This is a genomic window from Corynebacterium sp. HMSC072A04, assembly GCF_001809235.1.
GTDB lineage: Bacteria > Actinomycetota > Actinomycetes > Mycobacteriales > Mycobacteriaceae > Corynebacterium > Corynebacterium hiratae.
Genome location: NZ_KV796750.1, coordinates 47,750 through 64,144, shown reverse-complemented (window position 1 = coordinate 64,144; position 16,395 = coordinate 47,750). Strand labels below are relative to the sequence as shown.

Here is a 16,395-nt window from a genome sequence, read left to right as displayed (position 1 = left end):
TAGGCGGAACGGGGAGTTTAGGAGGAGCGGGGATCTGTGGGATCAATATCAGCATCCAGCGCGTCCCACATCACGCGGCCGGAATCTTGGGAGGTTTCGAGTTCTTCCTGCAGGCGCTCCTGCCGTACCGCCGGGGTTTCGTATTTGGCTGTGCGGGGTTTATCAGCACCCGGGTTGCTCGCCACCAGCACCGCCCCAAAGAGCGCCAGGGCGGCGCCGACGAGCGCGAGAACTGGGCCCGCAGTCGACGCGTCCGCGGTGAGGACGACGGCCCAATCGGAAATAGTCGTCGTATCCACGGAGGTATCGTTGGTCCCGCCTTGCAGAAGCTCCTGGGCACGCTCCGCCTCGGAGCCGGCGGTCAACAGCGCCACCGGACGCCATCCCGCAGCCGCAGCAGCGAGGGCGGTGATGACGGAGACGATGCGCCGGCCAGTCCGCCGGAGAGCGAAGGCAGCCACGCCACCGGCCAGGACCACCACGCTCAGCGCGATGAGCTCAAGGGACCATAAGGAGCCGGATAGCTCCACCACGCTCGATCCGGCCTTATCGTCTTCGACCGCCGCCTTCACCCACGTCATGCGGGAGGATAGCCACAACAAGATGGCGCCGACCAACATCAGTACGGGTCCGCCGCGCTTAGCCATGATCTTCCTCCCCAAGAAGGGTTCGCGCGTCGAAACAGGTCCGGTCGCCGGTATGGCATGCCCCGCCGCGCTGACGCACGGTGAGCAGAATGGTGTCACCATCGCAATCTAGGCGCGCACCCACTACCTCTTGGGTATTGCCGGACGTCAGCCCTTTAATCCAATACTCTTGACGCGAGCGTGAGTAGTAGGTCCCGCGGCGCGTCGCCAGCGTGTAAGCCAGCGCGTGGTCATCCATCCACGCCAGCATGAGTACCTCACCTCGTTCCGACTGCACGATAGCCGGGACTAGGCCCGCCTCATTGCGCTTGAGCTGCAGGGCAATGTCGTCGCTCAGCTCATAGTCCCCGACGTTCGTGGTGCTGGCGGAGTTAGTGCTGTCCTCTGTCATTGACGGACCTCCTTTCCTGCAGCAGCTAATGCCTGCTTGACCTCGGAAATCTCCACCTCGCCGAAGTGGAAGATACTAGCCGCGAGCACGGCATCCGCTCCAGCGTCGATAGCCGGTGGAAAGTGCTCGGCCTTCCCGGCCCCACCCGAGGCGATGATCGGCACCGAAACCGCTGCACGCACGGCCTCAGTCAATTCGAGGTCGAAGCCTGCCTTGGTTCCGTCACCATCCATGGAGTTCAGCAGAATCTCGCCGACCCCCAATTCCTCGCCGCGCTTGGCCCATTCCACAGCGTCGATCCCCGCGGAGCGTGTGCCGCCATGCGTGGTGACCTCAAATCCGCTGGGAAAGCCCGCCGCACGGCGAGCATCGACGGACAACACGATGCACTGAGAACCAAACACATCCGCGAGCTCGCGCAACAACTCGGGGCGCGCAATGGCGGAAGAATTAACGGACACCTTATCGGCACCAGCCCGCAACAGCTCACGAACGTCCTCCACCGACCGCACGCCGCCGCCGACGGTTAGTGGGATGAACACCTGATCCGCCGTGCGGCGAACGACGTCGAGCATGGTGCCGCGGCCGTCCTTGGACGCGGAGACATCCAAGAATGTCAGCTCATCAGCGCCCAGCTGACCATAGCGAGCGGCCAGCTCCACTGGGTCGCCGGCATCACGCAGGTTTTCAAAGTTGACGCCTTTGACCACGCGGCCATTGTCAACGTCCAGACACGGGATCACGCGCACGGCAAGCGCCATGGTGACAATCCTCCTCATAGCTAAAGGTGAGATGAACAGCAGTCCACTTGGGACCACCGAACGGTGATGAGCATAGTAGGAAAACGGTAAAACGTTAAAGAATAAGTCCGGGATTCAGCGCCAGTGCTGAGCACCGGTTTCAGCCCCGGGACGGGGCCTATTTAGCGGTCCCCACGGGGATTTCGAGCAATGGCCTCCAAAATCGTGGCATGCACCTGCGGGGTCCCGCCCACGAAGCCCTTCGAGTGTGCAGTCCACTCATTGCCCTCGGGGTCGCTCACGCGGCCACCGGCAGCCTTAATGATGAGCGCGCCCGCCGCGTTATCCCACGGGTGCGGCGAGAAATTCACTGCACCGTCGAACACGCCCTGAGCGACAAAAGCGTTGTCCAGCCCTACCGACCCAGTCATACGGGGGCGCAGCCCGGTCTCTCGTAGGTCGTTGAATAGGCTCGTGGGCAGGTGCGAGGAGCAGCCCACGTGTCCGCGCGCTTCGTCGAATCCTAGGGCCTCCTCTCCTCCCCCGAACCCGGTCGCCGGGCCGCCGGTCGTACGCAGCGGCATCCCTTGCGCCGCAACAACACGGCGGTTCAACAATGGAAAGTCGGCGACGGCGACGACCGGCTTTGCATCGTGCAGGAGCGAAACAAGAATGCCGCAGCACGGATTCCCAGCCGAGTAGTTCGCGGTTCCGTCTACCGGATCCACAACCCACACCGTCTCCTCCAAGTTGCCACCGGACTCTTCACCGAACACCGGAATGCCGGTGAGCTGGCCCAATGTCTGGCGCAACTGCTGTTCGATGAGCAGATCCACCTCGGTAGCAAAGTCTCCTTCGCCTTTGAAACGCGCGGGTGCCGCGCCAAGGCCCCTGCGGAAGAGTTCATCAACCTGGTCCACTGCGGCTTCCGCAAAGGCAACAAGTTCGCGCGGATCCGACGCTGAAGTTCCTGTCATCGGGGCCATAGGCCTACTTCTCCTCGATCGGGTCGATGTATTCCTCTCCCGGCAGCGGGGTAACCTCCGCAACGGCTGCAAGAGCCTCCTCCAAGGTGAAGCGCTCTTCGTAGAGTGCTTTACCGATGATGGCGGAATCGATCCCCTCGTTCTCGTAAAGAGCCAACTCGCGCAGATCGTCGAGAGTGGAAATGCCGCCGGAAGCAGTCACCTTGGCGTCCGTGGCGGCCGCCACCTCACGCAGCAGCTCGATATTGGGCCCCTGGAGCGTGCCATCCTTCGACACATCCGTCACCACGAAACGGGTGCAGCCAGCTGCGTCAAGGCGCTCGAGCACCTCCCAGAGGTCTCCGCCATCGGATACCCAGCCGTGACCGCGTGTGCGCCACTCACCATCCACCATCCGGACGGCGAGGTCCACTGCAATGCGGTCGCCATGCTCTGCGAGGACCTTGGCAATCCATTCTGGGTTTTCCAGCGCCGCGGTTCCAATATTGACGCGGCGGGCACCAGTGGCCAGTGCGCGCGCCAAGGAATCGTCGTCCCGGATGCCTCCGGTCAATTCCACGTCTAGGTCCACGCTCGTCGTAATTTCAGCGAGCAGCTCGTGATTGGAGCCACGACCGAAGGCGGCGTCCAAATCCACCGCGTGCAACCACTGCGCGCCTTGGGCCTGCCATTTGAGGGCGGCCTCCCGCGGCAATCCATAGGACTTTTCGGTTCCTGCTTCTCCTTGGTCGAGGCGTACTGCCTGACCATCAACGACGTCAACCGCGGGCAACAGTGTAAAGCTCATGGTGGGTAGTCTACCTTTCACGCGGGCTCTTTAGAGCGTTCCAATCCAGTTCTTTAGCAGCTGCGAGCCCACATCACCCGATTTCTCCGGGTGGAACTGCGTGGCCCACAACGCACCGTTTTCTACCGCGGCGACAAAGCGGTCACCGCCATACTCCGACCACGCCACCTTCGGCGGCTCAGTAATCTCGGTCTCGAGCTCCCAGCTGCGCGCGGCATAGGAGTGCACGAAATAGAAGCGGTCATCCGCGCTCACGCCTTCAAACATGCGGCTTCCGCTGGGAAGCTCCACGCTGTTCCATCCCATATGTGGGAGGACGGGAGCCTGCAAGCGGGAGACCTCCCCCGGCCACTCGCCGCAGCCTTCTGTATGAATGCCGTGTTCGGTACCGGACTCAAAAAGAATCTGCATACCCACACAGATTCCCAGGACGGGGCGCCCGCCAGCCAAGCGTTGGCCGATAATCCGTGGTCCCTGCGCGGCGCACAGCCCCTCCATGCAGGAGGCAAAGGCCCCCACGCCGGGTACCAAGAGGCCATCGGCCTCCACGGCGGTCTTGGGGTCCGCGGTGACCGTCACGGTAGCGCCGACCCGCTCCAGCGCGCGCACTGCCGACCGGACATTGCCAGCACCATAATCTAGGACTACTACGTCGTATGAGCTCATCGTGGCTCCTTTCCGGGCCTCCTCGGCCTTCTAATCATGCGCAGGCGAGTCTGAATATCATTCAGCTCGCTCACACGGGTCTTGCCCAAAGCGCGGTCAGCCACGGACATGAGCAGGCCAACCGCAATGATGACGGCACCAGCCGCGAAGGCGCCATCGTATCCGGACATAGCCACGACGGCGCCGAGAACCGTCGAACCAAGTCCAGTTCCACCGTCGTAGAAGATATTCCACACCGCAGAACCTTCGGACAGGCGCTCGCGAGGGAGACGGTCGAACATCGACAACAAGGCCTCGTTCTGGACGATGCCGAAACCCGCACCATAGATGACCGTGCCGAAGACGAGCAGCCATACTGACCATTCTTGCCACAGCACGGCGGCGATTAGACCCACGCCAAAGACTGAGAAAGCCTGGGCTGGAATCATCAACGTGCCTGGCTGGCCCACGCGGTCCGCCACGACACCGGCGACATAGCGTGAAATCATGGCCGCGCCACCGATCACGGACAGCATGAGGCCACCCAGGACAGCGCCACGCTCAGGATCCAGCTCGCGCACCGCCGGGGAAATGAAATTGGAGGCGACGCCGTAGCTCACGGAGAAACTGGTCAAAGCGAGCGCTGGGACGAGCACAAGCTTCCACATTGGTGCCCGCGGAGTGGTATCCGTTGGGTCCGGCAACCCCACTGGAGCTGCCTTGATTTGCGGTACCAAAATGCAGGTAAAGAATCCCAGCAGGCCAAGGCCAGCGGCTAGGAGATACACCGTGTTGTAGTTAAAGGCTGAAGCCACTGCGAGACCCAAAGGCAAGAACGCCATCTGGGCTGCACCGATGAACAAACCGAAGATACCGGTGGCCTTGCCCAGCAAACGCCGCGGCGTAATTTCTGCGATGAGAGCGTTCTCCGCCACTGTGAGAGCGCCAAAACCGATGCCGCGCAGGGCGGAGAATCCCAGGGCGATCGGGGCGGCATCGCCCAGCATGTGCCCCAATGCCGGCAGCCCCAGCAACAGTGCCGAGGCCGCCATGATCGGACGGTACCCAAAGATGCGCAGCAGCATCGGAGTCGCCATCTGGGTAAGCACCGTCGCTAACATGAACACGCCGGTGGTGGCGCCAGCCAACGTGGCGGAGCCACCGGAGTCCAGCACGGCCAGGGGCACCACTGGAAGCAGGACCGACCAGGCACCGAAGGCGGAAACCACCGCGATCATGGTTTCCTTAAAGCCGGCGACCTTCCATACGCTCTGAGGGGTCTTTTCCGTCACTTCGCTGCCACCCCCGCTGAGAAGATGTCAAGCATCCAGGCCAGCGCCGCGATCGCGGAGACCGCCGCGAGCGCACCCGCGACCACGGTCATCAGCACCGAGCCATTCTGATACGCCGCCCACGCGCCGCCGACGAGCAAACCGGTGACCAGAAAGAGAATGAGAACCAACAAGTTCATAACGGCTTAGAGGGCTCCCTTCGTCGAAGGAACTCCGGTCACGCGCGGATCCCGCTCAGTAGCCTGGCGCAGGGCGCGGGCCACCGCCTTGTACTCAGCCTCCGTGATGTGGTGCGGATCGCGGCCGTACCGCACGTTGACATGCAGAGTCGTCGCCGAGTGCGTGGCAAAGGTTTCGAAGAAGTGACGGTTGATCACCGTGGCGTAGTGCCCGCCGATGACCTGCCACTCCATGTTTTCCGGTTCGCCATTCATCACGAAGTAGGGGCGCCCAGAAATGTCGACGACGGCCTCCACCAGCGCCTCATCCATGGGCAGCAGCTGGGACCCGAAACGGCGGATACCGGACTTGTCCCCCAATGCTTCCAGGAAGGCACGGCCGAGAACAATCGCGGTGTCTTCGACGGTGTGGTGGGCATCGATGTCGATATCGCCGTCGGCGTGGACGCGAAGGTCGAAGGAGCCGTGGGTGCACACAGCATTCAGCATGTGATCAAAGAACGGCAGCCCCGTCGAAATATCCGCTTGGCCGGTGCCATCGAGGTTGATTTCTACAGAGATTTTTGTCTCCCCAGTAACGCGCTCGGCGCGGCCAATGCGGTCGCCGCCATCGCGGCGTGCAGCTTCATCAGCGCTCATCGTCCCCACGCTCCTCCTTCAAATCGTGCCCCATAGGAGGGGCTCAGTTAATCATCTCTACTGTATCTGCCAAGTCCTCTGCGGCCGAAAGGAAGGCATCATTCTCTTCAGGCAGGCCAATCGTGGCGCGCAGGAGTCCCGGTACGCCGTTATCTCGGATCAAGACATCGCGGTCCAGGAACCCCTGCCACACCGCGTGCTGATCGGCAAAGCGTCCGAAGGACACGAAGTTGGATTCGCTCGGCACCACGTAGTACCCGAGCTCCTGGAGCCGTGCGACAACCCGGTCTCGCTCCGCCGACAGCTTCGCCACGGTACCCAAGGTCTCCTCCTTGTGTGCCAGAGCCACAGTGGCCGCGATCTGGGAGAGGACAGAGAGGTGATAGGGCAGGCGGACGAGCATGACGGCCTCCACGAAAGCCGGATCGGCCACGAAGTAGCCCAAGCGTCCGCCGGCGAAGTCGAAGGCCTTGGACATCGTGCGCGAGACCACGAGCTTGGTCGGATATTTCGCCAGCAGCGTGGTGGCAGAAGGTGAAGGCGAGAACTCCATGTAGGCCTCGTCCACGATGACGATGCCCGGCGCGGCCTGCACGATCTTCTCCACTAGGTCGATCGGGGTGACGTCACCGGTGGGATTGTTCGGGGTGGTGATGAAGACAACGTCGGGGCGGTGCTTGGCGACGGCCTCCAGCGCTTCCTTTTCCGCAATGCGGAAATCCTCGTTCCGCGGGCAGGAGATGAATTCGGTTTGGGTGCCCGCGCACAGGATGGGGTGCATGGAATAGCTCGGGGTAAATCCCAGCGCGCTGCGCCCCGGCCCTCCGAAGGCTTGGAGCAGCTGCTGCAGCACCTCGTTGGAACCATTGGCCGCCCACACGTTGTCCACGCTGACATTCACGCCGGTCTGCTCACTGACGTACCCCGCCAGCGCCGTGCGCAGTTCGACGGCGTCGCGCTCTGGATAGCGGTTGAGCTCTCGGGCGTGCTTTTCGACGGCCGCCACAATGTCCTTGACCAGCGCCTCCGACGGCGGGTAGGGGTTCTCGTTGGTGTTGAGCTGGTTGGTCACCGTCAACTGCGGGGCTCCATAGGCGCTGGAACCGCGCAATTCTTCGCGCAGGGGAAGATCCTTCAACTCAGCCATTACTTAAGCCTCTTCTTTCTGGGTATCTGGGGCATCGGCGAATCGTGCAGCAATTGCTTCACCGTGGGCAGGCAGTGCCTCCGCGGTGGCAAAGGCAATCACATTCTCCGCCACCTCCCCGAGTGCTGCGCGGTCATACTCGATGAGGTTGACCGGGCGCAGGAAGGTGTGCGTCGACAGCCCAGCGCTAAACCGCGCGGTTCCCGAGGTGGGCAAGACGTGGTTGGAGCCAGCGGAGTAATCACCGAGCGGCACCGGCGAATAATCACCCACGAAAATGGCACCGGCGTGGCGGATACGCTCCGCTACTGCCCGGGCATTCTTTGTGTGAACCTCCAAGTGCTCAGCGGCATAGGCGTCCGCGACAGCAATGCCCGCTTCGAGGTCATCGACCAACACGATGCCGGACTGTTCGCCGCGCAAAGCCTCAGCTGCGCGCTCGGCGTTCGCGGTGGCGGTGTAGCGCTGAGCTACTTCCGCATTCACGGCGGCAGCAAGCTCCTCCGAGTCGGTGATGAGCACGGAGGCAGCCATCGGATCATGCTCCGCCTGGGAAATGAGGTCATAGGCCACGTAGACCGGGTTGGCGGTCTCGTCGGCCAGGATAGCGATCTCGGTGGGGCCGGCTTCCGCATCGATGCCCACCACTCCCTGCACCGCGCGCTTAGCAGCAGCAACAAAGACATTGCCGGGACCGGTGATGATATCCACGGGTTCAAGAGCATCCTCCCCCGTGGCGGGTTCATCGTCGCCGTAGGCCAGAAGCGCGATGGCTTGTCCACCACCGACTGCCCAGACATCGTCCACGCCGAGCATGTGGCAGGTGGCCAGCACCGTCGGGTGCGGCAGGCCACCGAATTCCTTCTGCGGCGGGGAAGCCACGACCATCGCTTCAGCGCCCGCTTCTTGGGCCGGGACGGCATTCATAATGACGGAGGATGGGTACACCGCCTTGCCGCCTGGGACGTAAAGCCCTACCCGTTCGATGGGTTGAAAAACCTCGGTAACCGTTGCACCTGGCGCCAGCGTTGTCGTGTGTGGGGCCGGCTTCTGGTCCGCGTGAACGGCGCGCACGCGGGCGATAGATTCTTCGATAGCTGCCCGGACCTGAGGGGCCAGTTCTTGGGCCGCCTTCTCGAGCTCCTCATGCGGGACCCGCACCGTGGCGGGGCGGATCCCGTCGAATTTCTCACCGAAGTCGAGGGCCGCTGCAACACCACCTTCTCGCACCTTGTTCATCATGGGGATAACAGTGTCCATGACTGAGGAAACATCGGTTCCGCCTCGCGGCAATACTCGGCGCAGGCGGGAGGTGGTGAGAGTCTCTCCGCGCAGGTCAATGGTTCGTAGCATGCTCAAGCCCTTTTCATAAAATACAGCCGCATAATATGCAGCGGTTTCTATACCTTCCCATTACTATACCCGTGCCAAAAAGCCAGCGAGCTGGCAGGTGCAGGTTATAGAATGTGTCACTACTAACACGTTCCGGCACCCCGACTCGGCGAAGGGAGGCGGCGAGATGAGCAACGGCGCCGAAGGTAATGACAGCCACTCCACCTCGGATCTGCTTGCCCGTGTGGAGCACCTCGCGCACCGCGAAAGCCTCCACTGCATCCGGGTCAGCGCGCACGAACTCCTCTTCCCCCATCCGCCGCTCGGGGAGACCCGCGCCTTTATGGATACCGAGGGCGAGCCTATTTTGCGCTTCTGCACCACCCACCACGGTGTCTTGGGCTTCGGCGATATCCCCGCGCTCAGCGAGTTCGTCAACGACTGGAACCACGATTGTCTCTCCCCGCAGCTCGTGCTCAATTATTCCTCCCCGACCGAGGTCGAGGTGTGGGGCCATTCCTTCCTCGTCGTGCACCAGAAACCCACGGCGGCCCAGCTCTCCGCCTCTGTCATCCCTGCGCTGCACAACGCGGCGGCCTGCCTTGAGGAATTAGCGGATCATTTCCCCGTCTTGACGCTTCCCCGCCCGGCGGCTCCGGAAGAACAGATAGAGCTCGACGGCCCCGTCGGCACAGTCGATACCGCTCGTCTCGGGGAGCTTTTACCCGCCCTCGGTATTACGCGTTTCCAAGCAGATGCGGAAGAGGCCGTCTACGCGTGGATAAACGATGTCCTCTTTGCCTTCGCTATCGACTCTGGGCCGAGCCTCATCATCAAAGGCCATTGGGATCCCAACCTCCCAGGAAGCGAGTTCTCCAAAATTTTCCTCATCTGCAATGACTGGAACCGCACCAACCACTCGGCTTCTGCCTTCTGCCACTCCAACGTCGATGGCTTGCAGGTGCGCATTGACTACGCCGTTATGACGGGCGCTGGGCTTTCCGACGCCCAACTGATCACCGCCCTAGGCCGCGGCATCAAACACGTCCTCCACGGCATCGATGACATTTCACGCGATGCTGTGGGCTCCTCCCCCGTCGCTTGGCCCTAAGGAGCCTCTGCCTCAGCCGCCATTGCCTCCGCTTCTTCGTCGTCCACGGCACGAGGAGGATTGACAAATACTGCGGACCAGTACGTAAACATGGCCATGAACGGCCCCACGAGCCAGGCGATGCCGGGCGAGAATTTCGGCACGAACTCCACAATTTCCCCGGGATCGTCCGGGATACTCGTTGCGGTAGCTCCACCAAAGACGTAGAACGACGCCGCGCCAGCCAAGGAAGCCAGGGCTACCCACAGCAATACCCCGACGCCGCGGTAGCGCTCGCCGCGCCGATAGGCAATAAGCCCCAACGCCATACCCAGGGCACCGGTAATGAGTACAAAAGTAATGTAGGAATCAAACTGAACGTTAGCGACGTTGCGCAGGGCGTAGCCGCCATCATCAACCCGGTGCCCCTTGAGGGCAGGACGCCACAGCCCCCACGCGGCGCCGGCCACAGAAAACCCGAGGAGCGCTAATGCGAGCAACCCCGCACCAAATCCGATGGCGCGGGGTATGCGAAAGCTAGGTGCACGCAGTGCAGGCACGATATGTTCTAGCCGCAGAAGGTCCAGTTGCCGTTCTCACGCTTGAAGCGCATGGTGGAGCTGTCCATGCCCTTGCTGGTGTTGACGTTCACGGTTGCGGATGCATCGTCACCGTTGACCACGACATCGTTGATGGACTCAACACCGGTCTTGGACCAGTCAAAGCCCTCCATCTGCGAGGTGTCCTGGCCAGCTGCCGCCATCATGTCCTTGAGCTGGTCCATCGGAACATCCGGAACCTGGTTGTAGTCCACCTGGTCAAGGCCGGAGTTCGGGTCGTTGCGCACTTCAGCGCAGGTGTGCTCCGGGAGGTACTTCACGAAGGAACGCATGGTCTGCTGCTCGTACATGCCACGGACCAGACCATTGATGCCGTCAATGTCTTCCTGGCTTGCAGCCTCACCCTGGACCGGCTCTACCTTCGGCATGCTCTGGAACGGATCAACACCGTTCTCGAAGGGGTTGGCCATGGCCTGATTATCGCCGCCTTCGGGGTTCTCCCCTTCCGGCTTCGGATCGGCGTTCTCGCCGTCCTTATTCTCTTCGCCTTCCTTCTTTTCGTCCCCCTCCTTCTTTTCAGAATCCTTCTCCTCCGACTTTTCCTCGGAGGTCTTGTCCTTGGACTCCGTCGTGGTGGTGGTCTTCACCGCGGAGGAAGCGGTATCGGTAGCGTTCTCATCATCGGAACCGCAAGCAGCCAAGGAGAGCGGCGCGACGAGCGCAACAGCGACGAGGGACTTCTTGGCAGGTGTCAGAAAAGACAAGGGATAACTCCTAATATCTATAGAGAGCGATAGTAAAAACCACGCTGGGCGTGGCAGTTGCTCTTGGGCACTCCACATAACCCTAACAAGGCATGATTGCATAAACCCTACACTTCACCTTGAAGCTTCCTGTGAGCCACGCTTGGTGTTTTTCCGCGCCGCGTAGAGTGGGTTGTTGTGCACCTTTCTCGCGACGCTATCGTTTCCACCGCCCTCGAGCTCTTGACACGCTACGGGCTCGCCGATGTCACCATGCGCCGTGTTGCCACCAACCTCGGCGTTGCTCCCGGCGCGCTGTACTGGCATGTGGCCAATAAGCAATCGCTCATCGCCGCAATGACCTCCGAGATCCTCTCCCCCGTTACAGGAGAGACCACAACGGAGCTGGTCAGCTCCCTTCATGGGGAACTCACGCGCTGGCGCGACGGCGCCGAAGTCGCCATAGCAGGTGCCGCCTTCCCCGAATCCTCAGCAAGTTCTGACTTGGAGAAGCTTTTCACCTCCGCGTTAAAGCGGGAAGCCCCCGGGGCATCACCGGAGGATAGAGGTGTCGCAGCCCGTGCTCTCATCCATTACGTCCTGGGAGCGACCTTCATGGAGCAATCCCGCGAACAGCTCAGTGGGGCGTCGCCAAGCGCAGCTCCCTCAGCGTCGAATGCTGTGTCAGGCGTTGACACCTTGGTGCGCGCCGCAGAACTCATGGTCGCGGGTTTACGCACGCTGTGAACCGATCGCATGCAGCGGAATTGACTAAACTAAGCCTCATGACTGAGACCCGTGCTGATATAACGCCATCTCGCCAGGTGTGGCCTGGTTCCCCCTCCCCACTCGGCTCCACCTTCGATGGGGCCGGTACTAATTTTGCTATCTTTTCCGAGATCGCCGAGAAGGTCGAGCTCTGCCTCATCGATCACAACGGCAACGAAGAACGCATTGAACTGACCGAGATCACCGCCCACGTCTGGCATGCCTACCTTCCCAACGTCAGCCCGGGGCAGCGCTATGGCTACCGCATCCATGGCCCTTATGAACCAGAACATGGCCTGCGCTGCGATCCCTCAAAACTTCTTGTCGATCCTTATGCTCGCGCCTTCGACGGTGACTTTGATGGCGATGCCTCTCTGTACTCCTACGATATCTTCGCGGACGAGCCCGGCACCGGACGCAACGACGATGATTCCCTAGGCCACACAATGCTGTCGGTGGTGATTAATCCCTTCTTCGAGTGGCACGGCGACAACCGCCCCCACACGCCGGATAACGAGACCATCATCTACGAAGCCCACGTCAAGGGCATGACGATGACGCACCCGGATGTTCCGGAGGAGCTGCGCGGAACCTATGCCGGCATGGCACACCCGGCCATCATCAACTACTTCAAGGACCTGGGTGTGACAGCCGTCGAGCTGCTGCCAGTCCACCAGTTCCTGCAGGATGATCGCCTGCGCCAGCTGGGGCTGCGCAACTACTGGGGCTATAACACCTTCGGTTTCTTCGCGCCCCATGCGGACTATGCCTACGCCAAGAAGCCCGGCGAGGTGGTCGCCGAGTTCAAGGCCATGGTTCGCGCCTACCACGAGGCCGGCATCGAAATCATCCTCGACGTTGTCTACAACCACACCGCCGAGGGCAACCACATGGGTCCGACCATTGCTTTCCGCGGCATTGATAACCACGCCTATTACCGGTTGGTTGATGACAACCCCGAGCACTACATGGACTACACCGGCACCGGTAACTCTCTTAATGTCCGCCACCCGCACTCCCTCCAGTTGATCATGGATTCGCTGCGCTACTGGGTAACGGAAATGCGCGTCGACGGCTTCCGCTTCGACCTGGCTTCCACCCTGGCGCGCGAGCTTGATGACGTCGACAAGCTGGCTACCTTCTTCGATCTAGTCCAGCAAGATCCGGTGGTTTCCAAGGTCAAGCTCATCGCCGAGCCCTGGGACGTGGGCCATAACGGCTACCAGGTTGGTAACTTCCCGCCCATTTGGAGCGAGTGGAACGGCAAGTACCGCGATACCGTCCGTGACTTTTGGCGCGGCGAGCCGTCGACGATGGGCGAGTTTGCCTCGCGCCTTACCGGATCTTCCGACCTCTACGCCAACAACGGCCGCCGCCCCACCGCGTCCATCAATTTCATCACCGCGCACGATGGCTTCACGCTGCGTGATTTGGTCTCCTACAACGAAAAGCACAATGCCGACAACGGGGAAGACAACCGCGACGGTGAATCCCACAACCGCTCCTGGAACCACGGTGTGGAGGGCCCCACTGACGACGAAGAGATTAAGAAGCTTCGCCGCCGCCAGGTGCGTAACTTCCTCACCACCCTTCTGCTGTCCCAGGGCACCCCGATGCTGTGCCACGGCGATGAGCTGGGCCGCACCCAGGGCGGCAACAACAATGTGTACTGCCAAGACAACGAGATTTCGTGGATCGATTGGTCGATGTTGGAGCAAGAGAAGAACATCGCCATGCACGGCTTTACCAAGCGCCTGATTAATATCCGCAAGAACCACCCGGTGTTCCGTCGCCAGCGTTTCTTGGCCGGCGGCCCCTTCGGTTCTGAGGTGAAAGACCGAGATATTGCGTGGCTGGTTCCCTCCGGCAAGCTGATGACCCCTGAAGACTGGGACTTTGAGTTCGGTAAGGCGCTTATGGTCTACCTCAACGGCAACGCGATTACGGAGACGACTGCCCGGGGTGAGCGCATCACGGATGATTCCTTCATCATGATCTTCAACGCTCACCACGAGGAGATCGAGTTCACTCTGCCGAAGAAGGACTTGGGTGCTAGCTGGCGCCTCATCGTGGATACGTCTGACTCCGGTGGCTACCCAGATGAAGAAAAGCTCATCGCGGCTGAGGGATCCATCGTGGTGCAACCGCGCACGTCGCTCATCCTCCGCCAGACCGAGCCGCCGGTTTTCGATGACAGCGATGAGTCCGCCGGAGCAGACGAGAACTAGACTGCTCCTTTACCACCTACGCTCTGCTCCCCTGTCCTGAAAGGAATCTGTGTCCTATACCGCCCATGGCGCTGTCATTGATGTCACCGCCGATGCCCTCACGTTCCGCCGCTCCCAGCTTGCTGCGTCCCTCGGCGCACCGGCCCACGAGGCTCTCTCGATGGCCGATGCCACGAGCGTGGAGTGCACGGCGCCAACGGCCACGGGCTTCGGGCAGGTCGTGGTGCGCGGCACGGTCGATGCTGCGGGGAATGCTGGGGACACGGTCATCCGCTTCGCCCCAGGCCAGGACGCGGAGGCCTTCGCTCAGGCGGTCAAGGCCGCCCTCCGCGGCGAAGCGCCGGCGACCAGCAGCCGAGTCGACGGACTGAATTTCACCGCTGTCGATGTGGAAACCGCTAACGACAACTGGGGTTCGGTCTGCCAAATCGGCGCGGTCCGCTTCCGCGATGGTGAAGAAACTGAGTCCCGCACGTGGCTGTGTACTCCCCCGCCGGGTCTGGAGCACTTCGACGATGTCAACATCAGTATCCACGGCATCACAGCAGACGACGTCGCCGGCGCTTCCCCCTTCGCGGACGCCGCTGCCGAGCTCTTCGAGTTCCTCGGTTCCGACACGTTGGTCGCCCACAACGCGCAATTCGATTCCACCGCTTTGCGCAGTGGCCTCCAGAAGGCGGCGGCTCCAGTCCCAGAAGTGCGCCTAGCATGTTCGCTAGCGCTGGCTCGCGACGCCTCCCGCGCCGGCGTTATCGACGTGGCCAACCATAAGCTTCCCACCGTTGCCTCCTACATTGGCGCCGAAGATTTTCAGCACCACGAGGCCACGGCGGATGCCCGCGCCGCTGGGGAAATTGTCAGCGCCTTGGCTCAACGTTTTGGCCACTCCGGTTCCATCGAGGAATTGTTCTCTACCCGCGAGTTTGCACTGGGAACCTTAAGCAAGGAGGCGGTTATCCCTGTCCTCCGCGCCAACACCGCGCCGCTTTCCGCAGCAGACCTAGGCGCGGGAACAGATTTCCGCGACAACACCCGCATGGCGGGTGCTACCTCAGGTGCTCAGAAGAAGCGCTCCTCCTCGCAGGAGCGCCGCGGGCCGGCCCCGTGGCAGTCCGTGTCCACCCCGGACACCATCCCGGATCCGAACCCCGATGCCGACCCGGAAGGCGCGTTGTTTGGCCAGAATGTCACCCTCACCGGTGACTTTGAGCCTTTCGACAAGGGCTTGTTGTGGTCCAAGATCGCTGAGCGCGGCGGCCAGGTAGGCAAAAACGTCACGAAGAAGACCACCATCCTCGTCGTGGGCCAGTGGGCCACCAAGACGTCGAAGGAAAAGCGTGCCGAAGAGCTGCAAAGCAACGGCCAGGACATCGCCATCTGGCAGTCCGACAAGCTCTTAGAGGAACTGCAGCTCGACGAAGCCCCACCGTTCTAGGCAGTAAAAGGCGCTAGGGCGCTAGGGCATCCAGGCTCTAGCGCGCGGTGAAATTTCTCTTCTCCGGTGGGAACCTGCGGGCGCAAGACACAGTCCAATAAAGGCAAGGAATCTGCACGAGCCTACCTTTCACGGAGACGAACACATGACCATCGCGCTGCCCACCTCGCTTCACGTCGATCACCTGCTCCCTTCACTCTGCCCGAGCGAAGAGCTCAACGGAATTAAGCTGTGCGATGATGGCTTCGGCGACTCGCCCGCGTGCATCCAGCTCTCGCGGACGCTATCGATGTCCATGGTGCACGGCACGGGTGCCGAAACCAAGCGCGTGAGCCAGCGTGCGTTGGACGATCTGGGCCTGACTACGCGCCAAGCGTGGGATACCGCAGCGCTCAATCTTCAACGCCGCGCGTTAACACAGCAGGGACTGCGTTTCTTTACCCGGCCAGCGGAGCAGAGTCTCAGCGGCGCTGAAGGCAGCCTCGAGGTGCGCGTGCATCGCTGCACCGTATCGTCGTGGTTGGCGCATCCGCAGGCCTTCGTTATCCTGGATAATCATCTGAAACGCTTGAGCCAAGCCACGAGTATTACCTACCTCGTTCCTGATGCGCACACCCTCTACGCGCTGCTGAACGTTTCCCCACAGCGAGCGACGGAACTGGCCTGCCGCGCGGCCGAGTTGCGCCCGCGCCATCGTCCCCCTCTGAGCCTGCAACCACTAGTATTGGCTAACGGCTTCCCTCTCGAGGTGTAGATACGCCTCACGTCATTCTTGCCGTGGCCGAA

Annotated in this window: 18 protein-coding genes; 5 read left to right on the top strand and 13 right to left on the bottom strand. The window is 61.6% G+C overall.

The features are described from left to right. Positions 1–17: 17 nt before the first annotated feature. The 11 genes from HMPREF2565_RS02830 to hisD all read right to left on the bottom strand — a co-directional run bounded on the left by HMPREF2565_RS02830 (position 18) and on the right by hisD (position 8,806). The gene (locus HMPREF2565_RS02830) at positions 18–647 is read right to left on the bottom strand and encodes a TIGR02234 family membrane protein (RefSeq protein WP_070546770.1); all 630 of its coding nucleotides are present in this window, start codon (positions 645–647) and stop codon (positions 18–20) included. Next, positions 640–1,038, bottom strand: coding sequence for a phosphoribosyl-AMP cyclohydrolase (gene hisI / locus HMPREF2565_RS02825; RefSeq protein ID WP_049155332.1), 399 nt, complete (start codon positions 1,036–1,038; stop codon positions 640–642). The genes HMPREF2565_RS02830 and hisI overlap by 8 nt, the downstream gene beginning before the upstream one ends. Then, positions 1,035–1,799, bottom strand: a complete 765-nt coding sequence (gene hisF / locus HMPREF2565_RS02820; protein WP_070546773.1) for an imidazole glycerol phosphate synthase subunit HisF — start codon at positions 1,797–1,799, stop codon at positions 1,035–1,037. Before hisF ends, hisI begins: the two co-directional genes overlap by 4 nt. Positions 1,800–1,960: 161 nt before the next feature. Next, positions 1,961–2,764, bottom strand: a complete 804-nt coding sequence (locus HMPREF2565_RS02815; RefSeq protein WP_070546776.1) for an inositol monophosphatase family protein — start codon at positions 2,762–2,764, stop codon at positions 1,961–1,963. Positions 2,765–2,768: 4 nt separating this feature from the next. Beyond that, complete coding sequence (gene priA, locus HMPREF2565_RS02810) at positions 2,769–3,551, bottom strand: bifunctional 1-(5-phosphoribosyl)-5-((5-phosphoribosylamino)methylideneamino)imidazole-4-carboxamide isomerase/phosphoribosylanthranilate isomerase PriA (protein WP_071406845.1); 783 nt, start codon at positions 3,549–3,551, stop codon at positions 2,769–2,771. Positions 3,552–3,581: 30 nt separating this feature from the next. Then, positions 3,582–4,217 (bottom strand): imidazole glycerol phosphate synthase subunit HisH, encoded by a 636-nt coding sequence (hisH, locus tag HMPREF2565_RS02805; protein ID WP_071406844.1) that lies wholly within the window; start codon positions 4,215–4,217, stop codon positions 3,582–3,584. Next, positions 4,214–5,434, bottom strand: a complete 1,221-nt coding sequence (locus HMPREF2565_RS02800) for an MFS transporter (RefSeq protein ID WP_070682083.1) — start codon at positions 5,432–5,434, stop codon at positions 4,214–4,216. The genes hisH and HMPREF2565_RS02800 overlap by 4 nt, the downstream gene beginning before the upstream one ends. Positions 5,435–5,484: 50 nt before the next feature. Further along, complete coding sequence (locus tag HMPREF2565_RS02795; RefSeq protein ID WP_049155322.1) at positions 5,485–5,667, bottom strand: hypothetical protein; 183 nt, start codon at positions 5,665–5,667, stop codon at positions 5,485–5,487. A 6-nt stretch (positions 5,668–5,673) separates the two neighbouring features. Then, positions 5,674–6,306, bottom strand: coding sequence for an imidazoleglycerol-phosphate dehydratase HisB (hisB, locus tag HMPREF2565_RS02790; RefSeq protein WP_049155321.1), 633 nt, complete (start codon positions 6,304–6,306; stop codon positions 5,674–5,676). Positions 6,307–6,349: 43 nt separating this feature from the next. Beyond that, the gene (locus HMPREF2565_RS02785) at positions 6,350–7,453 is read right to left on the bottom strand and encodes a histidinol-phosphate transaminase (RefSeq protein WP_071406843.1); all 1,104 of its coding nucleotides are present in this window, start codon (positions 7,451–7,453) and stop codon (positions 6,350–6,352) included. 3 nt (positions 7,454–7,456) lie between these two features. Beyond that, positions 7,457–8,806, bottom strand: coding sequence for a histidinol dehydrogenase (hisD, locus tag HMPREF2565_RS02780; protein ID WP_071406842.1), 1,350 nt, complete (start codon positions 8,804–8,806; stop codon positions 7,457–7,459). Positions 8,807–8,972: 166 nt separating this feature from the next. Here hisD and HMPREF2565_RS02775 point away from each other — a divergent pair, with 166 nt between their 5' ends. Beyond that, entirely contained in the window at positions 8,973–9,896 is a 924-nt protein-coding gene (locus tag HMPREF2565_RS02775) for a YbjN domain-containing protein (RefSeq protein ID WP_070546787.1), read from the top strand. Here the strand turns inward: HMPREF2565_RS02775 and HMPREF2565_RS02770 are convergent. Then, a complete protein-coding gene (locus HMPREF2565_RS02770; RefSeq protein WP_232745218.1) occupies positions 9,893–10,435 on the bottom strand; it encodes a hypothetical protein in 543 nt (180 codons plus the stop codon). The genes HMPREF2565_RS02775 and HMPREF2565_RS02770 overlap by 4 nt on opposite strands. An 8-nt stretch (positions 10,436–10,443) precedes the next feature. Then, on the bottom strand, positions 10,444–11,199 hold the full coding sequence (locus HMPREF2565_RS02765) for a hypothetical protein (RefSeq protein WP_071406841.1): 756 nt from the start codon (positions 11,197–11,199) through the stop codon (positions 10,444–10,446). Positions 11,200–11,376: 177 nt separating this feature from the next. Between HMPREF2565_RS02765 and HMPREF2565_RS02760 the strand changes: the two genes are divergently transcribed. The 4 genes from HMPREF2565_RS02760 to HMPREF2565_RS02745 all read left to right on the top strand — a co-directional run bounded on the left by HMPREF2565_RS02760 (position 11,377) and on the right by HMPREF2565_RS02745 (position 16,363). Next, positions 11,377–11,925 carry a TetR family transcriptional regulator gene (locus tag HMPREF2565_RS02760; protein WP_046647998.1) on the top strand — a complete coding sequence of 183 codons (549 nt, stop codon included), beginning with the start codon at positions 11,377–11,379 and terminating at the stop codon, positions 11,923–11,925. Between the two features lie 38 nt (positions 11,926–11,963). Then, positions 11,964–14,174 (top strand): glycogen debranching protein GlgX, encoded by a 2,211-nt coding sequence (glgX, locus tag HMPREF2565_RS02755; protein WP_049155312.1) that lies wholly within the window; start codon positions 11,964–11,966, stop codon positions 14,172–14,174. A 49-nt stretch (positions 14,175–14,223) separates the two neighbouring features. Continuing rightward, on the top strand, positions 14,224–15,609 hold the full coding sequence (locus HMPREF2565_RS02750; protein WP_049155310.1) for a 3'-5' exonuclease: 1,386 nt from the start codon (positions 14,224–14,226) through the stop codon (positions 15,607–15,609). Between the two features lie 145 nt (positions 15,610–15,754). Then, on the top strand, positions 15,755–16,363 hold the full coding sequence (locus HMPREF2565_RS02745; protein WP_049155309.1) for a hypothetical protein: 609 nt from the start codon (positions 15,755–15,757) through the stop codon (positions 16,361–16,363). Positions 16,364–16,395 lie beyond the last annotated feature (32 nt).

Bases quoted from the DNA above. Each gene is read 5' to 3' on its own strand.
- HMPREF2565_RS02830 (WP_070546770.1), bottom strand. From the start codon at position 647: ATGGCTAAGCGCGGCGGACCCGTACTGATGTTGGTCGGCGCCATCTTG.
- hisI (WP_049155332.1), bottom strand. From the start codon at position 1,038: ATGACAGAGGACAGCACTAACTCCGCCAGCACCACGAACGTCGGGGAC.
- hisF (WP_070546773.1), bottom strand. From the start codon at position 1,799: ATGGCGCTTGCCGTGCGCGTGATCCCGTGTCTGGACGTTGACAATGGC.
- HMPREF2565_RS02815 (WP_070546776.1), bottom strand. From the start codon at position 2,764: ATGGCCCCGATGACAGGAACTTCAGCGTCGGATCCGCGCGAACTTGTT.
- priA (WP_071406845.1), bottom strand. From the start codon at position 3,551: ATGAGCTTTACACTGTTGCCCGCGGTTGACGTCGTTGATGGTCAGGCA.
- hisH (WP_071406844.1), bottom strand. From the start codon at position 4,217: ATGAGCTCATACGACGTAGTAGTCCTAGATTATGGTGCTGGCAATGTC.
- HMPREF2565_RS02800 (WP_070682083.1), bottom strand. From the start codon at position 5,434: ATGATCGCGGTGGTTTCCGCCTTCGGTGCCTGGTCGGTCCTGCTTCCA.
- HMPREF2565_RS02795 (WP_049155322.1), bottom strand. From the start codon at position 5,667: ATGAACTTGTTGGTTCTCATTCTCTTTCTGGTCACCGGTTTGCTCGTC.
- hisB (WP_049155321.1), bottom strand. From the start codon at position 6,306: ATGAGCGCTGATGAAGCTGCACGCCGCGATGGCGGCGACCGCATTGGC.
- HMPREF2565_RS02785 (WP_071406843.1), bottom strand. From the start codon at position 7,453: ATGGCTGAGTTGAAGGATCTTCCCCTGCGCGAAGAATTGCGCGGTTCC.
- hisD (WP_071406842.1), bottom strand. From the start codon at position 8,806: ATGCTACGAACCATTGACCTGCGCGGAGAGACTCTCACCACCTCCCGC.
- HMPREF2565_RS02775 (WP_070546787.1), top strand. From the start codon at position 8,973: ATGAGCAACGGCGCCGAAGGTAATGACAGCCACTCCACCTCGGATCTG.
- glgX (WP_049155312.1), top strand. From the start codon at position 11,964: ATGACTGAGACCCGTGCTGATATAACGCCATCTCGCCAGGTGTGGCCT.
- HMPREF2565_RS02745 (WP_049155309.1), top strand. From the start codon at position 15,755: ATGACCATCGCGCTGCCCACCTCGCTTCACGTCGATCACCTGCTCCCT.